The organism is Pseudomonas shahriarae (assembly GCF_014268455.2).
Lineage (GTDB): Bacteria > Pseudomonadota > Gammaproteobacteria > Pseudomonadales > Pseudomonadaceae > Aquipseudomonas > Aquipseudomonas shahriarae.
In genome coordinates, this window is the sequence record NZ_CP077085.1 from 2,998,503 (window position 1) to 3,024,313 (window position 25,811).

At 57.7% G+C, this 25,811-nt stretch carries 22 protein-coding genes; 14 read left to right on the top strand and 8 right to left on the bottom strand.

Annotated features, from left to right (window positions below; all coding sequences use genetic code 11):
* Window positions 1-151: 151 nt before the first annotated feature.
* Window positions 152-589, top strand: a complete 438-nt coding sequence (locus tag HU773_RS13405) for a tetratricopeptide repeat protein (protein WP_120732995.1) — start codon at window positions 152-154, stop codon at window positions 587-589.
* Between the two features lie 136 nt (window positions 590-725).
* Here HU773_RS13405 and HU773_RS13410 read toward each other — a convergent pair whose 3' ends face one another.
* Complete coding sequence (locus HU773_RS13410) at window positions 726-1,163, bottom strand: GNAT family N-acetyltransferase (protein WP_186625706.1); 438 nt, start codon at window positions 1,161-1,163, stop codon at window positions 726-728.
* A gap of 163 nt (window positions 1,164-1,326) precedes the next feature.
* Here HU773_RS13410 and HU773_RS13415 point away from each other — a divergent pair, with 163 nt between their 5' ends.
* On the top strand, window positions 1,327-1,896 hold the full coding sequence (locus tag HU773_RS13415) for a DJ-1/PfpI family protein (protein ID WP_120732999.1): 570 nt from the start codon (window positions 1,327-1,329) through the stop codon (window positions 1,894-1,896).
* A gap of 144 nt (window positions 1,897-2,040) precedes the next feature.
* Here the strand turns inward: HU773_RS13415 and HU773_RS13420 are convergent, their stop codons facing one another.
* A complete protein-coding gene (locus HU773_RS13420) occupies window positions 2,041-2,973 on the bottom strand; it encodes a LysR family transcriptional regulator (RefSeq protein WP_057959721.1) in 933 nt (310 codons plus the stop codon).
* A 109-nt stretch (window positions 2,974-3,082) separates the two neighbouring features.
* Between HU773_RS13420 and HU773_RS13425 the strand changes: the two genes are divergently transcribed.
* The 5 genes from HU773_RS13425 to HU773_RS13445 all read left to right on the top strand — a co-directional run bounded on the left by HU773_RS13425 (window position 3,083) and on the right by HU773_RS13445 (window position 8,467).
* Window positions 3,083-4,168 (top strand): TauD/TfdA family dioxygenase, encoded by a 1,086-nt coding sequence (locus HU773_RS13425; protein ID WP_057959720.1) that lies wholly within the window; start codon window positions 3,083-3,085, stop codon window positions 4,166-4,168.
* 4 nt (window positions 4,169-4,172) lie between these two features.
* Window positions 4,173-4,931, top strand: a complete 759-nt coding sequence (locus HU773_RS13430; protein WP_032859412.1) for a sulfite exporter TauE/SafE family protein — start codon at window positions 4,173-4,175, stop codon at window positions 4,929-4,931.
* A gap of 16 nt (window positions 4,932-4,947) precedes the next feature.
* Entirely contained in the window at window positions 4,948-5,427 is a 480-nt protein-coding gene (locus HU773_RS13435; protein ID WP_016964635.1) for a YbaK/prolyl-tRNA synthetase associated domain-containing protein, read from the top strand.
* A 275-nt stretch (window positions 5,428-5,702) separates the two neighbouring features.
* A complete protein-coding gene (locus HU773_RS13440) occupies window positions 5,703-6,917 on the top strand; it encodes an aldose 1-epimerase family protein (RefSeq protein WP_128593674.1) in 1,215 nt (404 codons plus the stop codon).
* A 305-nt stretch (window positions 6,918-7,222) separates the two neighbouring features.
* Window positions 7,223-8,467 carry a M20/M25/M40 family metallo-hydrolase gene (locus HU773_RS13445; protein ID WP_186625707.1) on the top strand — a complete coding sequence of 415 codons (1,245 nt, stop codon included), beginning with the start codon at window positions 7,223-7,225 and terminating at the stop codon, window positions 8,465-8,467.
* A gap of 87 nt (window positions 8,468-8,554) precedes the next feature.
* Here the strand turns inward: HU773_RS13445 and HU773_RS13450 are convergent, their stop codons facing one another.
* The 4 genes from HU773_RS13450 to HU773_RS13465 form a co-directional block, all read right to left on the bottom strand.
* Entirely contained in the window at window positions 8,555-9,808 is a 1,254-nt protein-coding gene (locus tag HU773_RS13450) for an OprD family porin (RefSeq protein ID WP_169990103.1), read from the bottom strand.
* A gap of 86 nt (window positions 9,809-9,894) precedes the next feature.
* Window positions 9,895-11,199, bottom strand: a complete 1,305-nt coding sequence (locus tag HU773_RS13455; protein ID WP_186625708.1) for a CitMHS family transporter — start codon at window positions 11,197-11,199, stop codon at window positions 9,895-9,897.
* A gap of 127 nt (window positions 11,200-11,326) precedes the next feature.
* Window positions 11,327-12,634, bottom strand: a complete 1,308-nt coding sequence (locus tag HU773_RS13460) for a dicarboxylate/amino acid:cation symporter (protein ID WP_186625761.1) — start codon at window positions 12,632-12,634, stop codon at window positions 11,327-11,329.
* A 43-nt stretch (window positions 12,635-12,677) separates the two neighbouring features.
* Window positions 12,678-13,760, bottom strand: a complete 1,083-nt coding sequence (locus HU773_RS13465) for a 4-oxalomesaconate tautomerase (protein ID WP_186625709.1) — start codon at window positions 13,758-13,760, stop codon at window positions 12,678-12,680.
* Between the two features lie 165 nt (window positions 13,761-13,925).
* On the opposite strand from HU773_RS13465, the gene HU773_RS13470 reads away from it, so the two are divergent.
* Complete coding sequence (locus HU773_RS13470) at window positions 13,926-14,816, top strand: LysR family transcriptional regulator (protein ID WP_057438424.1); 891 nt, start codon at window positions 13,926-13,928, stop codon at window positions 14,814-14,816.
* 49 nt (window positions 14,817-14,865) lie between these two features.
* Here HU773_RS13470 and argC read toward each other — a convergent pair whose 3' ends face one another.
* The gene (gene argC / locus HU773_RS13475) at window positions 14,866-15,822 is read right to left on the bottom strand and encodes an N-acetyl-gamma-glutamyl-phosphate reductase (protein WP_128593696.1); all 957 of its coding nucleotides are present in this window, start codon (window positions 15,820-15,822) and stop codon (window positions 14,866-14,868) included.
* Window positions 15,823-15,935: 113 nt separating this feature from the next.
* On the opposite strand from argC, the gene HU773_RS13480 reads away from it, so the two are divergent.
* Both HU773_RS13480 and HU773_RS13485 read left to right on the top strand, forming a co-directional pair.
* A complete protein-coding gene (locus tag HU773_RS13480; RefSeq protein ID WP_186625710.1) occupies window positions 15,936-16,820 on the top strand; it encodes a LysR family transcriptional regulator in 885 nt (294 codons plus the stop codon).
* A 323-nt stretch (window positions 16,821-17,143) separates the two neighbouring features.
* Window positions 17,144-18,799, top strand: a complete 1,656-nt coding sequence (locus HU773_RS13485; protein WP_186625712.1) for a methyl-accepting chemotaxis protein — start codon at window positions 17,144-17,146, stop codon at window positions 18,797-18,799.
* Window positions 18,800-18,940: 141 nt separating this feature from the next.
* Here HU773_RS13485 and HU773_RS13490 read toward each other — a convergent pair whose 3' ends face one another.
* Entirely contained in the window at window positions 18,941-20,707 is a 1,767-nt protein-coding gene (locus HU773_RS13490) for a peptidoglycan D,D-transpeptidase FtsI family protein (protein WP_186625714.1), read from the bottom strand.
* Window positions 20,708-21,134: 427 nt separating this feature from the next.
* Here HU773_RS13490 and HU773_RS13495 point away from each other — a divergent pair, with 427 nt between their 5' ends.
* From HU773_RS13495 to benB, 4 genes are all read left to right on the top strand, one after another.
* The gene (locus HU773_RS13495) at window positions 21,135-22,592 is read left to right on the top strand and encodes a TrkH family potassium uptake protein (RefSeq protein WP_057959708.1); all 1,458 of its coding nucleotides are present in this window, start codon (window positions 21,135-21,137) and stop codon (window positions 22,590-22,592) included.
* 294 nt (window positions 22,593-22,886) lie between these two features.
* Window positions 22,887-23,834 carry an AraC family transcriptional regulator gene (locus tag HU773_RS13500; protein ID WP_057959707.1) on the top strand — a complete coding sequence of 316 codons (948 nt, stop codon included), beginning with the start codon at window positions 22,887-22,889 and terminating at the stop codon, window positions 23,832-23,834.
* 107 nt (window positions 23,835-23,941) lie between these two features.
* Entirely contained in the window at window positions 23,942-25,318 is a 1,377-nt protein-coding gene (locus HU773_RS13505) for a Rieske 2Fe-2S domain-containing protein (protein WP_186625716.1), read from the top strand.
* The gene (gene benB, locus HU773_RS13510; protein ID WP_128593680.1) at window positions 25,315-25,803 is read left to right on the top strand and encodes a benzoate 1,2-dioxygenase small subunit; all 489 of its coding nucleotides are present in this window, start codon (window positions 25,315-25,317) and stop codon (window positions 25,801-25,803) included. The genes HU773_RS13505 and benB overlap by 4 nt, the downstream gene beginning before the upstream one ends.
* Window positions 25,804-25,811: the final 8 nt, after the last annotated feature.

The window sequence follows — 25,811 nt, forward strand, 5'->3', positions numbered from 1 at the left end:
GAGCCCGTCCAAGGTGGTGGCATCAAACTAAGCTCAAGCAAGTCTGGTGATGGGCAATACAAAGTCTCGTGGAAGATATCGAGACGCCTACAAAAACCAGCGAAACCAAGGTAAGTTTAGCTCACTTTTTCTCGAATCTACGGAGCGGATAATGAAGAATGGAAATGAAGAGTTAAGTCCGGATCTGCACGCGCAAATAAAGAAATTCAGCAGTGACGGAGACCTACTGGCTGAGTCAGGCCGCTTTGAAGAAGCGGTAGCCCAATATAATAACGCTTGGGAATTGATCCCTTCCCCCAAAAATGATTGGGAGGCTGCAACCTGGATCTTGGCGGCTATCGCTGACGCTTGCTTCCTATCAGGGTTTACCACCTCAGCACGCGAGGCTTTGCAGTACGCAATGACGTGCCCTGGTGGTCTTGGGAACCCCTTTTTGCATCTGCGCCTTGGACAGGTTCTACTGGATGATGCGCAAAATGACCTCGCAGTAGAAGAACTTATGCGTGCATACATGGGAGCTGGCCCAGAGATTTTCGCTGCAGAGGACGCCCGTTACCTGAACTTTCTCAAGACACGTGCTGATCTTTGACAATAACGTAATCATCAGGTCCTGCATTTACATTCAGGCTTCTCTGAGCCGCGCCTTCTTCTGTAGACGCCTTCAGGCTTCAAAGAGGGCTCCTAACCCTGCGTAACAGTCCGCTTTTGGCCGATAGCCGAAAAACTTAGAGGTTTGTGATCAGCACGATGTGGGTCGCGTCAGCGTCTTCTGTTCGAATGAAGCCGCAGCGCAGGTAAAAAGTGCTCCCATCGGGGGTATCGGTGTAGAGACGCACACTTTCAAAATGCAATGCGGCGTGGGCAAGCAACGCGCTAACCAATCTCCGGCCAACCTGTTGCCCACGTGATAACGGCGCCACATACACACGTCGCAGCCTTCCCGTACGGTCATGCGTGAACGGATCAACAGACAGACCTCCAATGCCTACAAGCTGCTGGTTCAGATACGCTGCCATGAGGCATTCGCCAGGCCCATCGAAGCGATTGGTGCCTGACTGCCATTCTGAAGTCAGTCGGGTGAGAAACCTGAAGCCTTCTGCAACCGCGGTTTTCTCAAGGTCGAGGATTTGTGGCGGCAGATGCGTGATCCGTTGAATTTCCATTGAGGTCAATTCTCTCTGATCGGGCGCGAAACCCTTCTGAGTTCTCTGGGGATCTTGATGTGTGGGCCGTGGGTACGCCAGTGGCAGCTATCGACCCCTAGCTGCCCTTGATGTATGTGTGTCGTCGCCATATGTTATTGGTATTCATGGAGGATTCTGACTGATGGCACGTGTGGGATTGATACTGACACCCGGTTTTGCGGACTGGGAATACGCTTTCATTGCTGGAACTGCGTCTCCGTTTTACGGGATCGACGTCAGGTTTTTCGCTTCTGCTACGGGGCAGTTTCGCTCGCAGGGTGGATTGGCGGTAACGGTCGAGAGCAGTTTGCAACAATGTCTGGACTGGAAACCGGACGTTGTAGTCGTGATTGGAGGAATGGTCTGGGAACGTGCAGAAGCACCTGATATCCGAGAGTTTCTTCATGCTAGTCGTGCAAGTGGAGCGACAATTGCCGGTATCTGTGGGGGAACGCTGGCACTTGCCAGGGCCAGCCTTCTCGACACCGTTCCTCATACCTCGAACAGCGCCGATTTCCTGCAACAGAATGCCATGGGTTATGAGGGGGGCACGCTTTATCGAAGCAGCCCAGTAGCTGTGGTTGCAGACCGCATCATAACTGCTCCAGGCCCTGCACCCGTTAGCTTCACCTGCGCAGTGTTCGAAGCTGCCGGGCTATCTTCCGAGACCACTTCTCAATTCAGATCAATGTTGGCAGCGGAACATCGGTGACTGCGTCGCGCCAAGGAGTTTCTAATACAAAATCCTCGGTGTAGCATCTTGTCGATGCTCGTCTGCGGTAGCCGAGGGTGGGGTTCAGCGTGTCAGGTCTGATCAACTGCAGAGTGAGCGGACACGGCTGAACGCCCCGTAACCTCATATTAGTGCTGAGCCGCGTTTACATTCGAGGCTTTCACCTAAGCCGCGGATCATTTCCATCAAGGCCTTCACCCGCATTGGCAAATTTCCGGCCGGGTACACCGCGTGCATCTGTGGGCTCTCACCGTTGCTGGAGGTGAGCTTGTACTCAGGACAAACCCGAAACAGGCGTCCCGCATCCACTTCGGGCTCCGCCATCCAATCTGCCAAGCGGGCGATCCCGACGCCCGCCAGGGCTGCCTGGAATACCGCCAGGCCGGAGCTGAAACGAAATTTTGGATGCACCCGAAAGCTGATGGCCTGCTCTTCACTGCGAAAATTCCACTCCTTGAGAATCCGTGGCGCCGTATGCAGGATCAGCGAATGCGACTCCAGTGCCTCGATGGAGTCGGGCATGCCGTTGCGCTCCAGGTAGTCGGGGCTGGCATACAGATAACGTGAGTAACTCCAGAGCGCAAAGCCGATCAAGTCGCTGGATTGTGGGAACGCACCGCGAATCGAGAAGTCCAGCTTGCTCTTGGCCGGGTCGATGATCTCATCGGTGAAAATCACATCGATGTTAACGTCCGGATAACGCTCGCAGTACTGTGCGATCAACCGGGGCAATACCCCGTGTCCGAGAACCTCGGGGGCGGAAAAACGGATCCAGCCAGAGGCCAGGCCGCTGAGACCGGCCAGGTCTTCATCCACCTCACGTTGCAGATCGAGCATTTTGTGCGCGTGGGGCAATAAGCATTCACCCGCTTCGGTCAAGGTCACGGCATTGGACGAGCGATGGAACAACTTGAGCCCCACACTTTCCTCCAGGGCTTGAACGGCACGGGTCAGTGCGCTGGGGGAGCGCCCCAGAGTCCGTGCCGCGGCGACGAAGCTGCGCTTGCGAGCCACGGTCGCGAAGGCTTCAAGTTCCCCCAACATATTCAACGCCACTCTCCACCTCATTGCATTTTTCACAACGCGGCATTGCAACACAAAAAAGGTCCTTCCGTTAACCTTCCCGTTCAACCCACAAGGATGGGGCAAACAGGAGCGCAAGGACGTGTCGAAGCTGGAAGAAGTAATCGGGAAAGCCGCAGCGGGTGTTGATGAAGTAATTCATGAATGGCAGGAACAAAATTCAGTGACGTCGACCCGACGGGAGATACCGCAAATTCATCTGTCGCTCGAAGAACAACGCACACTTCAGGCCGGTCTGGCATCGCTGGACGTGACCGATAGCGCCTCGGGTATCCGCCACATGCCGGTCCTGGGGTTGTTGCTGGAAAGTGTCCTGTGCACCGAGAAAATCCAGCAGCTGCGCAATTTTCCACAGGCCCCTGAGGTGGCGATGATCATCAGGGGGCTGCCGCTGGACCCGCAACTGCCCGCCACGCCCTATGACCTGGAGCCGGGTATCGAGAACGTGCCGACGCTGGCCGGGGCTATTTTGTCCGTGCTGCAAACTCTGCAAACCCATCCGCTGGCGTACGACGGTGAGAGCAACGACACAGTGTTCCGTCACGTATCGCCCAAGCATAAGCGAGAGACCGAAAAGAGTTCCTATGGCTCGCGCGCGGATCTGGACATGCATGTCGACAACCCTCACTTGCCTTTGACCTGCGAACCCGTCTCGCAGTTGTCGGCCTGTCCGGAGTACCTGTCCCTGACCGGCCTGCGCTGCGAGCTCGACGTGCCGACGCGCATCGTCGCAATTGACGAGGTGCTGGCCATTCTCCCGGCCTGCGTCGAAGAAGAATTGTCACGACCGAACTTCACCGTTCGCCGACCGGCCTCCTTCGGCAAACAGGGGAATGTGCTGGAAAACGTCCCCTTGCTGTACAGAAGCGCAAACGATGGCCTGTATTGCCGCTACAACAAAGCGAGTGTCGAAACGACCTGCGCCAATGCGCAGTTTGCCCTCCAGCTGTTCGCCGCCGCTGCCAATCATCCCGATGTCGTGCACCACATACTGCTGCAACCAGGGGACATGCTGATCTTCAAAAACCAGCAAACCCTGCATGCCCGGGATGGTTTTACACCCCGTTACGACGGCCGTGATCGCTGGATGTTACGTGTCTTCGGGGTCAATGATCCGGCACGCGTGGTGCCGCTGGACCCTCATCAACCCTACATAGTCAGAGCCTGATTTCATGGTCGATATTGTCATCCTTTGCGTGTTCGCCTTCGCCGCCGGCCTGATCGATGCGGCGGTGGGCGGCGGCGGACTGATCCAGATTCCCGCGCTGTTCAACGTGCTACCCAGCGCTCAACCGGCGGCGCTGCTGGGTACCAACAAGGTTGCGGCCGCCTGCGGCACGGCATTCGCGGCTCGGTCCTTCGTGCGTAAGGTGGTGATTGACTGGGGTCTTGTGATCCCCGCGGCCTGCGCGGCTTTTGTCATGGCCTTCTTCGGAGCCGCCACGGTGTCGTTCGTACCCCAGTCGATGATCCGGCCGGCGGTGCTGGTGTTGATTGTACTGATGGCGATCTACACCTTCTGGAAAAAAGATTTCGGCGCCCTGCACAAACCCATGCGTATCGGTACCAAGGAAAAACTGCTGGCGATCGTCATCGGCGGTGCCATCGGTTTCTACGATGGTCTGTTCGGCCCCGGTACTGGCAGCTTCCTGATCTTCCTGTTCATCCGCTGCTTCGCCTTCGACTTTCTTCATGCCTCGGCATCGGCCAAGCTAGTGAACATCGCGACCAACGTAGCGGCACTGATGTTCTTCATTCCGACGGGTAACGTGCTCTACCTGATCGCAATCCCCATGGCGGCATTCAACATTCTGGGCGCGCTCACTGGCACCTGGCTGGCGGTTCATAAAGGCGTGCCCTTTGTCCGGGCTCTATTCCTGGTGTTGCTGGTGATTCTGATCAGCAAACTGTCCTACGACCTGCTCCTGTAAACCAGAGGAAAACTCCATGCATCCCATGTTCGATCGCCTCGTGGCACTACTCGATGCCCGCTCAGCCTCCTACCGGGTGTTGATGCACGATGCCGAGGGCCAGTCGGCGCGCGTCGCCGAAATCCGTGGCACCGAGCCCGGCCAGGGCGCGAAGGCCATGCTTTGCTCCCTCAAGGGGCAGGCCGGACCCTATGCACTGGTGATACTGCCGGGCGACCAGAAGCTGGACATGAAGAAAGTCGGAGCGGCCCTGGGCGGCAAAAAAGCCGAGCTGGTGAAGGCCGAAACCGCCATGGAACTGACCGGGTGCCGGATCGGCGCCATCCCTCCTTTTGTCTTCGATGAGCGAATTCAATTGATCGTCGATCCGGCCTTGACCACAGGCTACGCTGAAATAGCCTTCAACGCGGGGCGGCTGGATGCGTCGATGGTGCTCGATACGCAGGATTATCTGGCGATTGCCATGCCTCGATTGCTGGATATCAGCCAGGCCTGAGCAGACGTTTTCACAACGCCGCAAAAAAGAAAAAGGGGACAGATCTATATCAAGGCCTATGGCCTTCACCCAGCCTTTGCCGATACGAGTGTATTGAAGAGTGGGTAGAGGGGCTGCGGTATGCAGGCCACGAGAGCTGACCGTGTTTGCTCAGTGATCTCAAACTGCACTGGCCGCTGCATTGCCAACTTCGTCGGCGTTGGGTCGATTTTTAGCTTGCTGAAGCGTTTCATCAAGTTTATAAAAATGGCACAACTCCAAGAAAGGCTGCCGCCATGACCCCGCTCAAACTCTTTGTTGCCCTCAGCGCACTGTCCGCTGCCTCCCACGCCATGGCTTGGGATTACGTTCTGCTCGACACCGACAAAGCTGCCCAGAACTGGCAGATCACCAGTCAGCAACTCGGACTAAAAACCGACAAACCCTTCAGCGTTACCCTGCGCACCCTGCACGGCGGTCGGCAGGAGGGCGTCAGCATCGTCGAAATCGATAACGGCACGCTGAAACTCTCGGTAGTGCCGACTCGCGGAATGAACGTCTTGCAGGCCTCGGTGGGCAATGTGCGCATGGGCTGGGATTCGCCGGTCAAGGAAGTGGTCAATCCGTCCTTCATCGAGCTCAATGGCCGCGGTGGTCTGGGCTGGTTGGAAGGTTTCAATGAGCTGGTCACCCGCTGCGGATTCGAATGGGTCGGCCACCCAGGCATCGACAACGGCGAACTGCTGACCCTGCACGGTCGGGCCGCCAACATTCCTGCGAACAAAGTCACCCTGCATATCGATGAAAAACCACCGTACGCCATCACCCTACGTGGCGAACTGAAAGAGCAGGCGTTCAAGAAGGTCGATTTCTCGGTCGCGACCGAACTGGTCACCGAACCCGGCAGCGTCGTGTTCACCCTCAACGACACCCTGACTAACAACGGCGACTATCCGAAGGAATACCAGGCGCTGTATCACAGCAACTTCAGCACCCCGTTCCTGGAGCAGGGCGCCCGTTTTGCCGCGCCGGTGAAACAGGTGTCGCCGTTCAACGACAAGGCCAAGGGCGATCTGCCCGACTGGCAAACCTACCGCGCACCGACCAGGGACTACGACGAAACGGTTTACAACGTGGTGCCGTATGCCGATGCCAAGGGCGACACGTTGACCGTGTTGCACAACAAGGCCGGCAGCCTGGGCGTTTCGGTCGGCTTCAACACCCAGACACTGCCCGTGTTTTCCCTGTGGAAAAACACCGATACCCAAGGCCAGGGCTATGTCACGGGGCTGGAGCCGGGGACAAGTTTTTCCTACAACCGCCGTTATCAGCGGCCACTGAACCTGGTACCGACAATTGGGCCCAAGGAACACAAGCAGTTCCGCATCAGCTACAGCTTGTTGGCGGATAAGGTGGCGGTGGATAAGGCCTTGAAGCGGGTGAGCGAGATTCAGGATGGGCGGGAGACTGAGGTGCGGCAGACGCCGTTGGTTGATCTGAGCAAGGGGTGAGACCGGCTGGAGCATTGTCGGCTCTTGGCCGATTCTGTTGAAAAAGTCGACTTCGTGTTGGCACCGAAGTCGAATTGACCCAGTTGCCGAAATATTGCTGACCCGGTCTGCCGCCTCGAAAACCATTGCCCTTAATGGATTAGTACCGATAGGGAGGTGGGTCAATTCTGTGTTGGCATTCATAGACAAACTATATTGCTGGTAACCAGCATTGCCTGCGTGAACGCCCGCAGCGATAGGTGGCGTTGACGAAATTTATGGGGTAAAGATGGGGCTTCAATTAGCAATGATCTGAAGGAGACAGCATGCTTATCCGACGTTCATCCATCGCCGCCGCGCTCGCGTGTTCATTCTTATCCTGTACCGCGTTCGCTACGGATTTGGCCCCCCAGTTGCTGAAAAAAGCCGAGGCCGAACAAAAATCCTATCTTGCCACCGTCAAAGAGCTGGTGGACATTGATACCGGAACCGGCCATGGGCTCGGCCTGAAAACCGTCAGCGCGATGTTAGTTGAGCGGCTCAAGGGGTTGGGTGCTGAAGTCACCACGACACCTGCGACCCCCTCTGCGGGCGATAACATCGTGGGCACGCTCAAAGGCACTGGCAGCAAGAACTTTCTGCTGATGGTCCACTACGACACGGTGTTCGGGCCAGGTACAGCGGCGAAACGCCCATTCAAGCTCGACGGCGAGCGCGCCTATGGTCCCGGTGTTGCTGACGCCAAAGGTGGCGTCGCGATGATTCTGCATTCATTGCAGATACTGCAGGACCAGAAGTTCAAGGATTTCGGTACCCTAACAGTGCTGTTCAATCCCGATGAAGAAACCGGCTCTGCGGGTTCGAAAAAAATCATCGCCGAGCTCGCTCGTCAGCAGGACTATGTGTTCTCGTACGAGCCACCGGACAGGGACGCGGTAACCGTCGCTACCAACGGCATAAACGGCGTGTTTCTCGACGTGAAGGGCAAGTCTTCGCATGCTGGTTCTGCCCCTGAAGCCGGGCACAACGCGGCCATGGAACTCGCGCACCAGATGTTGCAACTCAAGGACCTTGGCGATCCGGCCAAAGGCACCACGGTCAACTGGACGTTGATAAAAGGTGGAGAGAAACGCAACATCATTCCTTCCAGCGCCTCGGCCGAGGCAGATATGCGTTACGCCGATCTGAGTGAAACTGACCGCGTACTCGCCGACGCCCAACGCATCGCTGCGAATAAACTCATCGATGGCACTGAAGTGACATTGCGCCTGGAAAAGGGTCGCCCACCGCTGGCCAAGAATCCGGGCTCCGAACAACTGGCGAAAGCCGCACAAGCGCTTTACAAAAAAATAGGCCGCAACATTGAGCCTATCGCCATGCGCTTTGGCACCGATGCGGGCTACGCATACATGCCAGGGAGCGCGAAACCGGCTGTGCTGGAGACGATGGGTGTCGTCGGTGCCGGATTGCACGCCGATGACGAATACATCGAGCTGTCGAGCATTGCTCCGAGGCTTTACCTTACGGTGGCACTGATCACCCAGCTGTCCGGCGCTGACGTAGCACCGTAACTACGACGGTTTCCGCAGCCACAGGCGACAAAATGCTTGTGGCCGGTCGGGAAGCTCCGTTTTTGGCAAAGACGAATGCCCAACGACCTACCAGAGTGCGATGTCGTAGGTGAGGTAGAGGCGGTTGCTGTCACGGCCCCGGGAGAACTCGGAGCGGTAGACGTAGTTGCGCATGCGCATGCCCAGGCCCTTGAACGTGCCGGTTTGCACAACATAGGCCAGCTCGGCGTCACGCTCCCATTCCTTGACCGTGCTCGTGGACTTGCCGTCATTGCCGCTCAGGTAGCGCGTGGAGAAGGTCAGGCCCGGCACGCCAGCGGCGGCGAAGTTGTAGCCGTAGTTGAGCATCCAGGTGTTCTCATCTTCCTCGATGAACTTGCCGATACCGGCGTTGCTGAACGAGTACACGGTGGCGCCGCTGATGTAGGGCAAACCGGCATCGCCGCGCAGGGTCTGGTAGCCGCCGCCGAACGTATGGCCTGCGATCGCGTAGGACAATTGGCCGCTGAGCATGTCATTGTCGATTTTGCCGGCGTAGGCCGAGCCGCCATCAACGCTGTTGAAGTAACGCAGGTCGCCGGTCAGCACGCCTCCGGCCAACGGCAGGTCGTGCTGGATGCCGGCGAAATTCTGTCGGTAAAAGTTTTCCAGTTCACCGTAGAAATAGCTCAGCCGGGTGTTCTTGCCCCATTTGTATTCAGCACCGGCGTAGTTGAAATCCCCTGATTTTTCGCCGCTGTAGCCATCCGGCACGATCGGTACGCTGTCGCTGGAGTCGCGTAATTTGAAACGGTCCAGGTGCCCACCGGTGACGGTCAGGTTCTCGATGTCGTTGCTGCTGACCTGGGTGCCCTGGTAGGTCTGGGGCAGCAAGCGTGCGTCGTTGTAAATCAGCACCGGCGTCTTGGGCAGCAAGGTGCCGTACTTGACGATGGTTTTGGCGAACCTGGCTTTTACGGTGGCACCGGCACTGGCAAATTCACCGGCTGCGCGGCCGTCATCGTGAACCGGCAGCAGCCCCGTGCCGCTGCGCCCGCGGCCTGAGTCGAGCTTCATGCCATAGAGCCCCAGGGCATTCATGCCCAAGCCGAGGGTGCCGGCGGTGAACCCGGACTGGTAGTCCAGCAGGAATCCCTGGGCCCACTCGGTGCGCTCGCTTTTGGCCGTTCTTGCGGCGCGTGCGCTCATGCCGTGCTCATCGCGAAAGTTCTCGTTGAAATACACATTGCGCAGTTGCAGCTTGAGTTTGCTGTCGTCAATAAAGCCTTCGGCATTGGCACCGGCGAGGGGGACCAGGCCGAACGCGCAAAAAAGGGCCCGACGGGTATACATAGGGTTCATGGCAAACGTCTCGTTGTTGTTATTCGGGGTGCAAGGCAACACGCGCCCCGTGAGCGAGGCGCGTTGAACGGCAGCAGGAAGATGAATCAGGTAAACAGGCTGATGGCCCCAGTCAGCAATGCCAGGGCGGTAACGACCAGGGAGGTCAGCACCGCCCATTTGACGGTGGCTTTCTGGAAGTCGCCGATGTCACGGTCGACCATGCCCACCAGCAGCAGGGTCGAGGCGACCAGCGGGCTCATCAGGTGCACCGGTTGCCCGAGGATCGAGGCCCGCGCGATTTCCACCGGGTCGATGCCGTATGCCGCGGCGGCATTGGCCAGGATCGGTACCACGCCAAAGTAGTAGGCGTCGTTGGACAGCACGAAGGTCAGCGGCATGCTGGTGATTGCAACCACCAGCGGGAACAGGTGGCCCCAGGAGGGTGGGATCCAGTCGACCAGGGTCTGCGCCAGGGCGTCGACCATCTTGGTGCCGGAAAAAATCCCGGCAAAGATCCCTGCGGCAAATACCAGCAGCACCACCGTCATGGCATTGCCCGAGTGCGCCAGGATGCGTTCTTTCTGAATGTCCAATTGCGGATAGTTGATCATCAGCGCGAGCACAAAGCCGATCAGGAACAGGATCGCCGAATGCATCAGGCCCAGGACCAGGGCGACCATCACCGCAATCACCAGCACCAGGTTGACGTAGGCCAGCTTCGGACGCTTGTGAGGGGTGTCCTCAAGAATCGCGTTGATGTAGCAATCGCCGCCACCGCTTTGCAGTTGCACGTTGCCGATACGCTTGCGCTCGGCTCGCCCCAGTAGGAAGGCGGAGAAGACCACCCACATGGCGCCGCCGATCATGGTCGGCAGCAACGGCACGAAGTATTCCCCGGCATCCAGGCCCAGCGCGGCGATGGCCCGTGTCGCGGGGCCGCCCCAAGGGGTCATGCCGCTCATGATGCTCAACGACAGCATGGAGATGGTCGCCAGGATCATCGGGTTCATGCCGATGCGTTTATACAGCGGCAACATCGCCGCGCAGGTAATCATGTAGGTGGTGGTGCCGTCGCCGTCGAGCGCGACCAGCAAGGACAGCAGGGCCGTGCCCACTGCGATTTTCATCGGGTCGCCATTGACGCGTTTGAGGATCTTGCGGATCAGCGGGTCGAACAACCCCGCGTCGATCATCAGGCCAAAGAACAGGATGGCAAACAGCAGCAACGCGGCAGACGGTGCAACCATTTTCAGGCCGTCGAGCATCATTTTGCCGGTGGTGCCGCCGAAACCGCCAATCACGGCGAAGACTATAGGCACCACGGTGAGCGCGACGATCGGCGACAAGCGCTTGGTCATGATGAGGAAGGTGAATACGACCACCATGGCCAAGCCAAGGAAAGCGAGCATAGGACGATTCTCTTGTTGTTATCGTAAGAATGGCTGACGCCGAGGCGCACGAGCCCTGACCCGCCGGGTGGCACAATGGCGCCTGGCGGGGAGGGGGGGCAGTCAAGTCAGGTGTTTGCGGTTTGCGCTAGACGCGTTTGGCGACCTTCAGGTCTTCCCAGGCTGTTGCCTCATCGGGTTTTGCGTCGAGCATCCGCGTCAGCGTTTCGCGGTGGCAGGCATTTTCAGACATCGAAATCACCACGGTCGCGACCGCGTTACTGGCCAGGCTGGTCAGGGCCCGCGCTTCAGACATGAAGCGGTCAACGCCGATCAGTAACGCCAGGCCGGCCAGCGGGATGTCGTGAATGACCGTCAGGGTCGAGGCCAGTGCCACGAACCCGCTGCCGGTCACGCCGGCCGCGCCTTTGGAGGACAGCAGCATGATCGCCAGCATGGTGATGATTTGCGTAAAGCTCAGGTCAATGTTGCAGGCCTGGGCAATGAAAATCGCCGCCAATGACAGGTAGATGGCCGTGCCGTCCAAGTTGAACGAGTAGCCTGTGGGCAGTACCAGGCCCACGATGCCTTTTTTGCAACCCAGTGCTTCGAGTTTCTCCAACATGCGCGGCATGACGGGTTCCGTGGAAGAGGTGCCGAGTACCACCAGGAACTCTTCGCGCAAGTAGCGCAGCAGTTTCCACAGGCTGAAACCGTTGGCCCGGCAAATACTGCCCAATACGACGAACACGAAGAAGCCGCAGGCGATGTACAAGGTCATGATCAGTTTCGCCAGCGAACCCAGCGAAGTGATGCCGTACTGGCCGACGGTGAACGCCAAGGCGCCAAAGGCGCCGATCGGAGCAAAACGCATCAGGTAAGCGAAGATCTTGAACACCATCTGCGAAGCCGATTCGAGCACGTCGAGTACTGGCTTGCCACGCTCGCCCAGGGATGACAGGGCGAAGCCGGACAACACCGCGATAAACAGCACCGGCAGCACTTCCCCTTTACTGAAGGCACCGATAAAAGTGTCCGGGATGATGTGCATGAAAAACTCCACAACCCCAAGCTTCGCAGCCGACTCCGTGTACTGGGCCAGGCCCATGGTGCTCAGTTGGCTGGGATCGATGTTCATGCCGGCACCCGGCTGGAACACGTACACCGCCACCAGGCCGATCACCAGGCTGATCACCGTGAGGCCGAAAAACAGCAGCATGGTTTTGCTGAGCAGGCGGCCGAGCGAGCGTTTGTCGCTCATCCCGGCGATGCCAGTGACGATGGTGCAGAACACCACGGGGGCAATCATCATTTTGATGAGCTTGATGAACGCATCACCCAGTGGTTTGAGCGCGATGGCCTGCTGAGCCCAGAAATGCCCAACCATGATGCCCAGCACCACGGCGCAGAGAATCTGGAAGTAGAGCGATTTAACAACTTTCATGGCATCACCCATTTTTAGAATTGTGCGGATGCAAAAGCGCCAACGACCACCGGAATTACCCGGCCAGGCGTTGAGCGTTTGTGGCGTAGACATAACCAGAGAAAAGCCTGCGCGCAGTGCGTACGACGGACGCTTGAATTGTCTCATCGTTGACGCCGGTGTAGGACAATACGACATCAATCCCGCCGCTCGGATGTTCGATACGCACCGCTTCAAGGCGCGGCGTACTGATCCCGCCGAGCATCTGCGCGACGATGCTGCCCTCTATCACGCATGCGGTGGCCAACCCAATCGAGCCGGTAATGGCCAGGGCGCGGTGGCAGTTATGTGGCATGAAATAGCGAACCTGGATCGTACCGCCGGCTTTGGCGGGCGAGACCAGCACCGGCTTTGGAATCACTTTGTCGCTGACATCACCCAGGCCCATGGCCAGGCCTGCCTTAAGCCGCAATGACTCAAGGCGCCGCAGGAAGTCTTTATCGGCGTCCAGTTCTGCCGGGCTTTCATCGCCACGCTTGCCCAGTTGACTGGCCTCGATCAGCACCATGGGCATGGCCATATCGATGCAGGTCACTGCAATGCCGTCGATCACGTCTTGCCTATTGCTGGTAGGGAAAAGTTTGCCGGTCTTGCTGCCAGCCGCATCGAGGAACGTCAGTTGCACCGGCGCTGCCGTACCCGGCACACCATCGATGGCGGTGTCGCCCTCGTAACTGACCTTGGCATCCGGTGTGTACACGTCGGCGTTGATAAAAGTCCCTGTGTTTACGTTGCGAATGCGCACACGAGTGCGACCCGGTGTGCCTTTGACCAGGCCCTGTTCGATGGCGAACGGGCCGACGGCGCACAGCATGTTGCCGCAGTTGGGCGCGCTGTCGACCCGGCGTTGCGAAACCATCACTTGAACGAACAGGTAGTCAACGTCTGCGTCCGGGTGCAGCGAAGGGCTGACAATCGCCACCTTGCTGGTTTGCGGGCTGCCACCGCCGATTCCGTCGATCTCCAGCTCGTGGCCGGAGCCCATCAGGTTGAGCAGCAGTTCGTCACGGGCCTCAATGGCTGCCGGTAAGTCCCAGTCGAGAAAAACCGGGCCTTTAGAGGTGCCACCGCGCATAAGCACACAGGGAATTCTTTGCATGATGCTGACTCTTGTTAATCAATCGACGCAATTGATGTTCTTGGGGCAAGAGTCTCAAGCTTTAAAAAATCTATCAAATGCAAAGATTGAAGAGATTATTGCGTTTTGCGAATGATAAATTTACGCTGGGTGTTCTTCTGGTGCCTGCTGCTGATGAGATAAGACATGGACTATGAGCTGAACGACATTCGATCTTTCGTTAAAATTGCCGAACTTGGCAGTTTTCACGAAGCAGCTGATGCCTTGCATCTGTCTCAACCTGCACTCAGTCGGCGGATAAAAAAACTGGAGGAGGGGTTGGGCACCTCTTTACTGGATCGCACCACACGCAAGGTCAGCCTCACGAGCGTCGGCCGCGACTTTCTTCCAAAGGCGCGTCGGTTGCTGGATGACTTCGATGAGTCGATTCTCAATATCCGTGAACTGGCCGAGCGCCAGATTGGCCGGGTAACCCTGGCGTGTATCCCAACTGCCGCATTCTATTTCTTGCCTTCAGTCATTCGGCTGTACAACGAGCGCTACCCAAAAATCCGGATCCGTCTGCTGGATTTGAGTGCCAATGAGGGGCTTGAAGCGGTACTGCGGGGGGAGGCCGACTTCGGTATCAACATGATGAGTGGGCAGCATCCGGACATTGAGTTCGTGCCATTGGTCAGCGAACCTTTTGTACTGGCGTGCCGGCGCGATCATGAATTGGCTGGGCGCAGTGCGGTCACTTGGTCTGAACTGAGCGATTACCGTCTTATTGGGGTAGGGCGCCTGAGCGGGAACCGCATGCTGCTCGATCATGCCCTTTCTGGGTTGAGTTGGCGGCCGCAATGGTTCTACGAAGTGCAGCATCTCTCCACTTCTCTGGGCCTGGTGGAGGCCGGCCTGGGGGTTTCGGCGATGCCGAGCCTGTCCATGCCGGCGGAAGATCATCCCACCTTGGTCAGCGTCCCGTTGATCGAACCGGTTGTGAACCGCTCTTTGGGCTTGGTCTACCGCCGCGGATCATCACTTTCGCCAGCGGCGGAAAAATTCGTCTCGATATTGCTTGAGCAATGGCCGCAATAGACAGTGAACGGCTGAGTTTGGCCGATTGCTGCCTGCCGTGGACGACCGTTTAACCCCAAGCCCGACTGGATTGCAAACGGCTTCCTGCAACCATCAAGTCCAGATTCTGCACCGCCGCTCCAGCGGCTCCCTTCCCAAGATTGTCAAACACCGCAGCCAACAAAACCTGCCCCGTCTCATCATTTTCACACACCACCAAGCGCAATCTGTCCGTCCCGTTAAGCGCCTGAGGATCAAGGTGCGTCAACTCTTTAGACTCTTGCATCGACATCACCTGTACATGCTCCGCACCGATGTAGTGCTGCATAAGGCACGCATGCAACCGCAGCGCATCCACGCCCGGCGCCAACAACCGAAGTTGCAACGGTATGGTCAGCACGATCCCCTGACGAAAAGCCCCATAGGCCGGCACAAACATCGGCCGTTCCGTCAGACCGCTTTGCTGCTGAATTTCCGGAATATGTTTGTGTGCCAGCCCCAGGCCATAAACCTGAAACGACGGCGCCTGTGACGCGCCTTCTCCCTCATGCTCTTGCACGCCGACGCGGCCTTTTCCGGAATAGCCCGACACCGCATGAATGTTCGTCGGGAAGTCCCTGGGCAGCAACCCGGCCTCCAGCAATGGGCGCAGCAACCCTATCGCTCCCGTGGGATAGCAACCGGGGTTGCTGACCCGCCGCGCCAGGGCGATGTGCTGGGCCTGCTGTGAGTTCATCTCCGCAAAACCATAGGTCCAGTCTGGATGAGTGCGGTGCGCCGAACTCGCATCGATCACCCGAACGGCGGGGTTTTCGATGCTCGCTACGGCGTCGCGTGCGGCTTGGTCGGGCAAGCAGAGAATCGCGATGTCGCAGGCGTTGATGATTTCGGCGCGACGTTGCGGGTCCTTGCGGTGTTCGGGGCTGAGCGTGATAAGCCGCAGATCGGTCCGGTCGCGTAGACGTTGATGGATTTGCAACCCGGTGGTGCCTTGGTCGCCGTCGATGAATACAAGGGGGCTTGCCATGGAATGCTCTCGGACATAGGAAATCAGGAGTTCCAATCTTCAGCGCGGGGTTAAGATAGGAAAAGTTGAATTTCCAAACGATGAGATTCAGTTTTTCTGAAGGATGAGTGATCATGCGCGAAATCAGCCTGGACCGTCTGCGCACGTTGGTGGCCATTGCCGACCTGGGTTCGTTTGCCGAGGCGGCCCGTGCACTACACCTGGCGCCCCCCACGGTGAGTTTGCATATCGCCGACCTGGAGTCGCGGGTTGGCGGCAAGCTGTTGTCGCGCACGCGTGGGCGCGTGCAGCCTACGGCGATAGGAGGAACCCTGGTGGACCGCGCGCGGCGCCTGTTGGCGGATGCTGAGCAGGCGCTTGAGGATGTGGAGCGTCAGGTGCAGGGCTTGGCCGGGCGTGTGCGGCTGGGTGCCTCCACAGGGGCTATCGCGCAGTTGTTGCCGCAAGCGTTGGAGACCTTGAGCCAACGCCATCCCGCTATTGATGTGCAGGTCGCGGTGCTCACGTCGCAGGAAACCTTGAAGAAGCTTGCCGAGGGCTCTTTGGAGATCGGTCTGGTCGCGCTGCCACAGACCCCGGTGAAGGCATTGCGGATCGAACCATGGCGGCGGGACCCGGTCATGGCCTTCTTGCCGGCACGCTGGGAATGCCCGGAGGTTGTGAGCCCTGGTTGGCTGGCCGCTCAGCCATTGATTCTGAATGACAACACTACTCGGCTTTCGCGCTTGACCTCGGAGTGGTTCGCCAGTGATGGATGCCAGCCCATGCCGCGTATTCAACTGAACTACAACGATGCGATCAAAAGCCTGGTGGCGGCCGGTTACGGCGCGACGTTGTTGCCCCATGAAGCCTCCACACCATTGCCCGATACCCGGATCGTCATGCGGCCATTACAGCCTTTATTGTGGCGTCAACTCGGTATTGCCCACCGTGGTGGGGACGTCGAGCGGCCGACGCAGCATGTGCTGGATGTGTTGTGGGGGTTGAGCGCGGGCTAGGGCGATGTTGTCAGAGAAAGGAGCGCTTTCGAGCTATCGCTGACGTTGGCGACAGTCAGCCCGGCCTCTATTTATCGCGCCTGTCAGAAACCGGAGGCGACTAACCGTTCATCGGGATTGAGTGATGTCATGACGACATCATCCAAATATATCTGTACAAGAGTTGTACAGGAATAATTTCTTGTACAAGTGTCACTGACCAGGAAACAACGCCGCTACTCGTTGCCGATGAACAAAAGAATACCTGCGCAGGATGCGGACCAGGGGCGAATACAGCCCTTGCAGGTGTCCCTAAATTGCTCCTCTCATTCCGCAGGTACATCATGCCATCGCACACTCTCCGGCTCTCTACACGCACCAGTCTCTATGCCGGCTATGCCAGCCTGGTCGCGTTTATGTTGCTGATCGCCGCCATCTCGCTGTACGCCCTGGCTAACAGCAATAAGGACTTTTTCCTCTACGTTAACGGCGTTGATGCACGTACCCGCCTGGCCAACACACTGAACGACGCCGCCGCCCAGCGCGCGATTGCCCTGCGTAACATCGCCTTGAACAGCAATGTCACCGCGAGAGGACAGCAGCGGGGCGCGATTGCCCTCAACGAACAAACGGTGGCCAGCAGCCTCGCCGCGCTACGCCAGGCAATTGATAGCCATGATGATGTGTCGCCCAGATCACGTGAGCTGTTCTCAACCATCGAGCAGGTCGAGAGCCGCTACAAACCGGTAGCGCACACCATTGCCGAACACCTGTTCAAGGGTGAAAACGATGAGGCCATGCGCATGGTCAGCGAGCAGTGCACACCATTGCTGGCCGAGCTGACCCGGGCAATTGGTGAATACCTGCGCTACACCAACCAGAAGGCAGACCTGCAGGTCAGCGAAAATGACGCAAACTATCTGTCACAACGCAACCTGCTGCTCGCCATTACGGCGCTGGCCGTCTTGCTAGCAGCGGTACTGGGCTACGTCATCAGCCGCAACCTGCTGCGCGCGCTGGGTGCCGAACCGAGTGAACTCAACCAGCTCGCCCAACGGGTTGCCCAGGGCGATTTGCGCGCTAGCGAGCGCACGATTGAGCCACCACAAGCCAGCATCATGGCCGCCTTGCTGAGCATGCAGGAGAACCTGCGGGACATGACCAAGGGCATAAACCTGTCCTCACAGACCGTGGCCGAATCCAGCCAGGAGCTTAGCCAGTCGAGCCTGAGAAACGCCGAAAGCGTGGCCGTGGCACAGTGCGAGGTCGAGCAGATCGTCACCGCCGTTCACCAAATGGCCGCCACCGTGCAGGATGTCGCGCGCAATGCCGAATCCGCCGCCAGTGCCGCCAGCGAGGCCGATAGCGCGGCTCTGTACAGCCAGCAGAAGGCCAAAGATGCCGTGAACATGATCGGCGAACTGGCCGAGACAATCGAACAGTCCAATATGGCCATGGGTCGGCTGAAGAATGAAACCGGCAATATCGGCGGCGTGCTTGAAGTGATCAAGTCGGTGGCCGACCAGACCAACCTGCTGGCGCTCAACGCTGCCATCGAGGCTGCCCGTGCTGGCGAGGCCGGACGCGGCTTCGCGGTAGTCGCCGACGAGGTGCGCAGCCTGGCACAGCGTACCCAGAAGGCCACCTCAGAGATTGAGGGGCTGATCGCCAGTCTGCAGAAAATTGCCGATGAGACCTCGCAGCATATGCAACGCTGCAAGCACTCCAGTGCGCAGTCGGTGTCCGGCGTTTCCGAGGCCGGTGACGCGGTAAGCACGATCGTCACCATGATCGAGCGGATCAACGGCATGAACCACCAAATCGCCGCTGCCGCCGAGCAGCAGAGTACCGTTGCCGAGCAGATCAGCCGGGGCATCGTGACCGTCAGCCAAAGCGCCGAGCAATCCGCTGCAGCCTTCCGCAGCGCTCAGCAGGAGAGCGAAGGATTGGCACGCACCAGCGTGACATTGCGAGAGAACATCTCGCGCTTTCAGCTCTAGGGGCTGTTGCCGTTTCATCGCGAGCCGCGTTGCTGCGAGAAATGGCTCCCTAGCAATGATCATTGAGTTGCACTCGGAAAGCTGGCCCACATCCAACTCATCATTGGGAACCCAGCTTACTGCCCAGTTCAGACTGAGCGTTCAACCCGTTGCGGATATATGGGCTCGCAACGGTGGCTGCGAGTGCATAGGCGTCGTAAACATCGCGGGCGATGGGGCCCCCGCACGCCCAGGCGTGGCGCGAGTGGAACGACGCTCATCACTCGGAATATTTCTGATCCGAAGAGCGTCTTCAAGGACCTCCTTAAAAATCGGTGCTGCAATAGCTCCCCCGAAATAGCCTCCGGCAGTGGGTTCATCTACGATTACGGCCATTATGAATTCCGGCGCGTTGGCCGGAGCGATACCTACGAACATGGCTCTATATTTATTGTTTTGATATCCGCCGCTGGATGCCTTGCGTGACGTGCCGCTTTTGCCTGCAACTGTGTAACCGTCGATGGCTGCGCGCTTTCCACCTGCTCCAGGGCCATCCACGGCCTGCACCATCATGCTCAGAACACTGTTGGCGACCTCCGGACTTATGACGTTGCGTGCCGGCTTTGCCTCGCCTTTGATTATTGATAATGGAACTAGATTCCCGTCATTCGCAAAGACGGTATAGGCCTGAGCCAGTTGTGCCAAGTTGACAGACAAGCTGTATCCGTATGAGAGACTCGCTGTAGCAATGTCGGACCACACCCGGTTGACTGGAACCGTCCCGACGCTTTCTCCGGGGAAGTAGATAGCTGTGTTGATTCCGAATCCCAACTCAGTAAGCAATTGCGAGATGACTGCGCCACCTGTCGGAATCGCAACCTTGCTCATGCCAACATTTGAAGAGCGGCGGATAATTCCCGCCAAATCCAATTGGCTGTCTCTGCCTACATCCCTGATGGTATATCCATTTATCTTTACGAATCCTGGTGCTATTTGAATAATGGCGTCTTTGTCAATTATTTTAGCCGTCAGAACGGCTGCCATACTGAATGGTTTTATCACTGAGCCGGGCTCATACACATCAGTGAAAACGCGATTTCGAATAAGCTCCGCGTTGAAGCTTTTGCGTGCATTGGGATTAAAGGAGGGCATTGTAGAGAGTGCTAGTATCTCACCTGTTTTAGCGTGTATAAGGATCGCACTTGCAGACTTGGCTGCATTTTTCATGAGGGCTTTCAGTAGTGCTTTTTCAACGTAATGTTGAAGTGTGGAGTCAATCGTCAAATGCAGATTGTCTCCCGGAGTAAAGGGTTTGTGCACAACGATTTCACGAGTGGCTCGCTTGTGTAGGTTTAACGTGTGCTCTTCTATGCCAGGCAGGCCAGAAAGTTTATGGTTATACATTAATTCGATACCTTCGATACCTTTCTGGTCAATATTGGTGAAGCCTATTGACTGAGCAAGCATCGAGGATTGAGGGTAGTATCTCTTGTATTCCTGGCGTTCATAAACGCCAGGAATAGATAGTTCCATTATCGTGTTCGCCAGCTGGGGATCAATCCTTCTGGCCAAATAGGCAAAGGATTTGTTTTGAGTGTTTAGTGTTAGGTTTTTTGTTAGTGATTCATTGATGTCAAGATGTTCTTTGAGTAAGGCTGCTTGCTGATTTGTTGGGTCAAACTGTTTAGGGTTTACCCACAAGGTGCTCACCGGTGTGGAAACTGCCAGCGGCTGACTGAATCTGTCGAATATAGTCCCGCGAACGGGGATCGTTTCAATCATTCGCGTTGTTCGTTTGCGGCCTTCGCTGGCCAGGAATTCATGGGAAAAAATCATCAGGTAAGTTACTTTGGCCGCAAGAACCATTGATAGTGTATAAAAAACAGCTAAGACAATGGCGAATCTTGGGTTTGTCGCTAGGGGCTTCACACGGCACATCCTGTTGTATACGTTCAAAACAGGACCAGCCTAACTAAATTATTCGTGCTTCGCTCTGTAATATTAAGAAATGTCTTTTCTCGATCTATTCGCCTCTAGAGAATTGGATAGTTGATTCCAGCTTTGGATTTTAGCAATACAGATAATTTCTTATCTTTACAACGGGCTTCCTCGTTGTTGAATGGGAAAAATAATAATGGCAACTGCAACGCAGACGCTTTAAGCGAATCGAGTACCCGGCAACGTGATGAGGTCATACCCGTTTGGCAGCATGCTGCTGGTTGAATTGCTCTGGGCCAAAAGCTGCCCTTTGACGCACGCAGTCTGACGGCTTGCTCGTGAAAGTTTTACGCAAAATTTACGGAGCTTTCAGGTTGGGCATCCGATACTGCGGGGTGATAATTTGGAACGCTACTGTATGTCCCTCGCAGCAATTCGGCTTATTGGATTTATCTTAGGCATTTTTCTGATCACGCTGGCCATAAGCATGGTTATCCCCATGATCACGCTGGTGGTCTACGAGCGTAACGACGATCTGGCGGCATTTCTCTGGTCAAGTCTGATTACCCTCATCTGTGGCCTCCTGTTGGTTGTCCGGGGGGGGCGTCCGGATGCTGGTCAGCTTCGCCCGAGAGATATGTACCTGCTGACGACGGGCAGTTGGGTGGTGGTGTGCACCTTCGCAGCGTTGCCAATGCTGTTCATCACTCACATCAGTTACACCGACGCGTTTTTTGAAACGATGTCTGGCATCACAACCACCGGCTCGACGGTACTCAGCGGCCTGGACACCTCATCTCCCGGCTTGTTGATCTGGCGCTCCATGCTGCATTGGTTGGGAGGCATAGGATTTATTGGCATGGCCGTGGCGATCCTTCCACTGTTACGAGTGGGTGGCATGCGGCTGTTCCAGACAGAGTCCTCAGACTGGTCAGAGAAAATAACGCCGCGTTCCCATGTGGGCGCCAAGTACATCCTGCTGCTCTATTGCGGGCTTACTGGCATCGGAGCCCTGGCGCTCTGGTTCGCTGGAATGACGCCATTTGACGCGATCAACCACGCAATGTCGTTGATCTCTACCGGGGGGTTCTCAACTTCCGATGCCTCACTTGGGCACTGGACACAACCAACGATTCACTGGGTGGCAGTGGCCATCATGATTCTGGGCAGTATGCCGTTCACCTTGTACGTCGCCACATTGCGGGGTAATCGGCGTGCGCTGATCAAGGATCACCAGGTACGCGGATTTATTGGATTCTTGCTTGTCACATCGCTGGCTGTGGGCACCTGGCTGCATTTTCACAGCGATTACGAGTGGTGGGATGCGTTTCGTATCGTGGCAGTCAACGTGACCTCAATCGTCACGACCACGGGTGTTGCTGTTGGCGACTACACCTTGTGGGGCAGCTTCGCGGTCTTGCTGTTTTTCTATTTGACGTTCGTGGGTGGTTGTTCCGGCTCCACTGCCGGCGGGCTTAAAATCTTCCGTTTTCAGGTGGCTGCCGCTCTACTGGTCAGTAGCTTGAAGCAGTTGATTCACCCCCGAGCCGTGATTCAGAAAAAATACAACGGCCATCCCATCGACGAAGAGATCGTGCGCTCGCTATTGACCTTCTCGTTTTTCTTCACCATCACCATTGCCGTCATCGCCTTGGGCCTGGCGCTCATCGGACTTGATTGGACAACCGCGTTGAGCGGTGCCGCTACTGCGGTGTGTAACGTCGGGCCGGGGCTTGGCACAATCATTGGCCCGGCCGGTAACTTCTCATCATTACCGGATGCCGCAAAATGGCTACTGACCGTTGGCATGCTTCTGGGAAGGTTGGAAATCCTGACGGTGTTAGTACTCGTAACTCCGGTTTTCTGGAGATATTGACCCCGATTGTCGAGGGCCGAGACTAGCCCGCCTCGAAGCCCGCAACCCGCGCCCGCTTATAAAAAGTGGCAGCACATCCCATGAGCGCACTTCTGATCTAAGGCGCTACGGAACACGTATCAAGACATGTCGCCCCCCAAGCGGTCGTGCGCCGCATGATGCCCGGCCTAGTGCGGATTATCGCCCCACGCAAAGCCGACCATACCTCCAAGGTATCCCGTCAGACCTTATCCATATTGGACGGTCGCGGCATCACGCCTCAGCCTGAGGCCAATAACGATAAAGAGGCGCACCATGACCGTGCTATTGAGTGAGCGCAGCCAGATTTTCCAGGGCGCCGATGCCTATGCCGTGTCGGACTATGTCAACCAGCATGTGGGCAGCCACTGTATCCGCCTGCCGCCCAAGGGCCGGCCCATGGCGAGTATCAGTCACCGGACCTTTTCCAGCCTGGACTTGTGCCGTATCAGCTATGGCGCGCCGGTCAGGGTCACGTCGGTGGCGCTGGAAACCATTTATCACTTGCAGATCCTGCTGACAGGCCACTGCCGCTCCAACTCCCGGGGCGGGGAGCAGGTCTTCGGGCCAGGAGAGATCTTGCTGATCAACCCGGATGACCCGGTGGACCTGACCTATTCCGCCGACTGCGAGAAATTCATCATCAAGTTACCGGTGCGTCTGTTGGAAAACGCTTGCCTGGCGCAGCACTGGACGCTGCCGCAACCGGGTATTCGCTTTGCGGATGCACGCCGGGCGCTGAGTGAGATGGACGGTTTTCTGCAGTTACTGGGGCTGATCTGCCATGAGGCGGAAAACGCCGCCGAACCTGAGGTACAGGGCCTGTATGAGCGGATTGTGGCCAATAAGCTGCTGGCGCTGCTGGCCAGCAATGTGCTGCGGGTGGTTCCCCAGGCGGCGCAAGGCGGCGGTTTTGAGGCCGTGCGCGAGTTTATCGAGGGACATCTGGGCGAGGATATCAGCATCGAGCAACTGATGGCGGTGGCCAAGGTCAGTGAGCGTTCGCTGTATAGCCTGTTCGAACGCCAGGTGGGTCTGTCGCCCCGTGATTATGTGCGCCAGCGCAAGCTGGAGCGGGTGCATGCGCGTTTACAACTGACTACCGCGCGCAGTGTGACGGAGGTGGCACTGGACCATGGCTTTATGCACCTGGGGCGCTTCTCCGAGGCCTATCGCAAACGCTTTGGTGAGCTGCCTTCGCAGACCTGGAAGCGCCATCGCTAAGCGGCTTGCGCCAGCCGGATACTGATTTGCAGGAAGCGGATATTGAGGAACAGGACGAACACGTACGGTGAGGGCGCCTGATACAAGAACAACGGAGGGCCTGCCCCATGACCAGTACACTCGAGCGCCTCGCCGCACAACTGCGCGAGTCCGTTCAGGAAGATCCCGCTACCGGGGTGTTCCGCTGCCGCCGCGACATCTTTACCGACCCCGAGCTGTTTGCCCTGGAGATCAAGCACATTTTCGAAGGCGGGTGGCTGTACCTGGCCCATGAAAGCCAGGTGCCGGAAATCAATGACTACTACACCACCTGGATTGGCCGCCAGCCGGTGGTGATCACCCGCGACAAACAGGGCACCCTGCATGGCCTGGTCAATGCCTGCGCCCATCGCGGCGCCATGTTGTGCCGGCGCAAGCAGGGCAACAAGGGCTCATTCACCTGCCCATTCCACGGCTGGACCTTCAGCAACGCCGGCAAGCTGCTCAAGGTCAAGGATGGCAAGACCGGGGCCTACCCGGACAGCTTCGACTGTGACGGCTCCCATGACCTCAAGCGCCTGGCGCGCTTTGAAAACTACCGCGGTTTTCTGTTCGGCAGCCTCAGCGACGCGGTGCCGGAACTGAGTGATTACCTGGGCGAGACCCGCGTCATCATCGACCAGATGGTCGACCAGGCTCCCCTGGGCCTGGAGGTGCTGCGCGGCAGTTCATCCTATGTCTACGACGGCAACTGGAAGCTGCAGATCGAGAACGGTGCCGACGGTTACCACGTCAGTTCCGTGCACTGGAACTACTCGGCGACCATGGGCCGGCGCAATTACGAGGCCGAAGGCACGCGCACGGTCGATGCCAATGGCTGGTCGAAAAGCCTGGGCGGGGTCTACGCCTTCGATCACGGGCATATCCTGCTGTGGACGCGCCTGCTCAACCCCGAGGTGCGTCCGGTGCATGCCCACCGCGAAGCATTGGCCGAGCGCCTGGGCCAGGCGCGTGCGGACTTTATCGTCGACCAGACCCGCAACCTGTGTCTCTACCCCAATGTGTACCTGATGGACCAGTTCTCCACGCAGATCCGTGTGGTGCGGCCCCTCGCGGTGGACAAGACCGAAGTGACCATCTATTGCATGGCGCCGATCGGCGAAAGTGCCCAGGAGCGGGCGACGCGGATTCGCCAGTACGAAGACTTCTTTAACGTCAGCGGCATGGGTACCCCGGATGACCTGGAGGAGTTCCGCGCCTGCCAGACCGGCTACCAGGGGGCGACCACCCTGTGGAATGACCTGAGCCGTGGCGCCAAACAGTGGGTGGAGGGTGCTGACGACAACGCCAGGGCTATGGGCATGCACCCGCAACTGAGCGGGGTGAAGACCGAAGACGAAGGCTTGTTCGTGCGCCAGCATGCGCATTGGGCCGCCAGCCTGCAGCGCGCAATCGAGCGCGAACAGCAGGGCCTGATCGCCAGCGACCGGGAGGTGCAGCCATGAGCCTGTCCCGTGACCGCCTGCTGGATTTTCTCTACCGCGAAGCGCGCCTGCTGGATGACCGCCAGTGGGATGAATGGCTGGCGTGTTACTCGCCCAAAGTGGAGTTCTGGATGCCCGCCTGGGACGACTACGACACCCTCACCGAAGACCCGCACAGCGAAATCTCACTGATCTACTACCCCAGCCGCGACGGCCTGGAAGACCGCATCTTCCGGATCAAGACCGAGCGATCCAGCGCCAGCACGCCCGAGCCGCGCACGGTGCACCTGCTCGGCAACCTCGAAGTGCTGGCCGACGATGGCGCGCAGGTAGAGCTGCGTTTCAACTGGCACACCCTCAGCCACCGCTACAAGACCACGGACAGCTATTTCGGGACGTCCTTCTATGGCCTGGATATCAGTGGCGAGCAGCCGCTGATCACGCGCAAGAAGGTGGTGCTGAAAAACGATTACATCCACCAGGTCATCGACATCTACCACATCTGAGGACACCG

Coding starts and splice junctions, on each gene's coding strand:
- HU773_RS13405 (WP_120732995.1), top strand. CDS start 152: ATGAAGAATGGAAATGAAGAGTTAAGTCCGGATCTGCACGCGCAAATA.
- HU773_RS13410 (WP_186625706.1), bottom strand. CDS start 1,163: ATGGAAATTCAACGGATCACGCATCTGCCGCCACAAATCCTCGACCTT.
- HU773_RS13415 (WP_120732999.1), top strand. CDS start 1,327: ATGGCACGTGTGGGATTGATACTGACACCCGGTTTTGCGGACTGGGAA.
- HU773_RS13430 (WP_032859412.1), top strand. CDS start 4,173: ATGGTCGATATTGTCATCCTTTGCGTGTTCGCCTTCGCCGCCGGCCTG.
- HU773_RS13435 (WP_016964635.1), top strand. CDS start 4,948: ATGCATCCCATGTTCGATCGCCTCGTGGCACTACTCGATGCCCGCTCA.
- HU773_RS13440 (WP_128593674.1), top strand. CDS start 5,703: ATGACCCCGCTCAAACTCTTTGTTGCCCTCAGCGCACTGTCCGCTGCC.
- HU773_RS13445 (WP_186625707.1), top strand. CDS start 7,223: ATGCTTATCCGACGTTCATCCATCGCCGCCGCGCTCGCGTGTTCATTC.
- HU773_RS13450 (WP_169990103.1), bottom strand. CDS start 9,808: ATGAACCCTATGTATACCCGTCGGGCCCTTTTTTGCGCGTTCGGCCTG.
- HU773_RS13455 (WP_186625708.1), bottom strand. CDS start 11,199: ATGCTCGCTTTCCTTGGCTTGGCCATGGTGGTCGTATTCACCTTCCTC.
- HU773_RS13460 (WP_186625761.1), bottom strand. CDS start 12,634: ATGGGTGATGCCATGAAAGTTGTTAAATCGCTCTACTTCCAGATTCTC.
- HU773_RS13465 (WP_186625709.1), bottom strand. CDS start 13,760: ATGCAAAGAATTCCCTGTGTGCTTATGCGCGGTGGCACCTCTAAAGGC.
- HU773_RS13470 (WP_057438424.1), top strand. CDS start 13,926: ATGGACTATGAGCTGAACGACATTCGATCTTTCGTTAAAATTGCCGAA.
- argC (WP_128593696.1), bottom strand. CDS start 15,822: ATGGCAAGCCCCCTTGTATTCATCGACGGCGACCAAGGCACCACCGGG.
- HU773_RS13480 (WP_186625710.1), top strand. CDS start 15,936: ATGCGCGAAATCAGCCTGGACCGTCTGCGCACGTTGGTGGCCATTGCC.
- HU773_RS13485 (WP_186625712.1), top strand. CDS start 17,144: ATGCCATCGCACACTCTCCGGCTCTCTACACGCACCAGTCTCTATGCC.
- HU773_RS13495 (WP_057959708.1), top strand. CDS start 21,135: ATGTCCCTCGCAGCAATTCGGCTTATTGGATTTATCTTAGGCATTTTT.
- HU773_RS13500 (WP_057959707.1), top strand. CDS start 22,887: ATGACCGTGCTATTGAGTGAGCGCAGCCAGATTTTCCAGGGCGCCGAT.
- HU773_RS13505 (WP_186625716.1), top strand. CDS start 23,942: ATGACCAGTACACTCGAGCGCCTCGCCGCACAACTGCGCGAGTCCGTT.
- benB (WP_128593680.1), top strand. CDS start 25,315: ATGAGCCTGTCCCGTGACCGCCTGCTGGATTTTCTCTACCGCGAAGCG.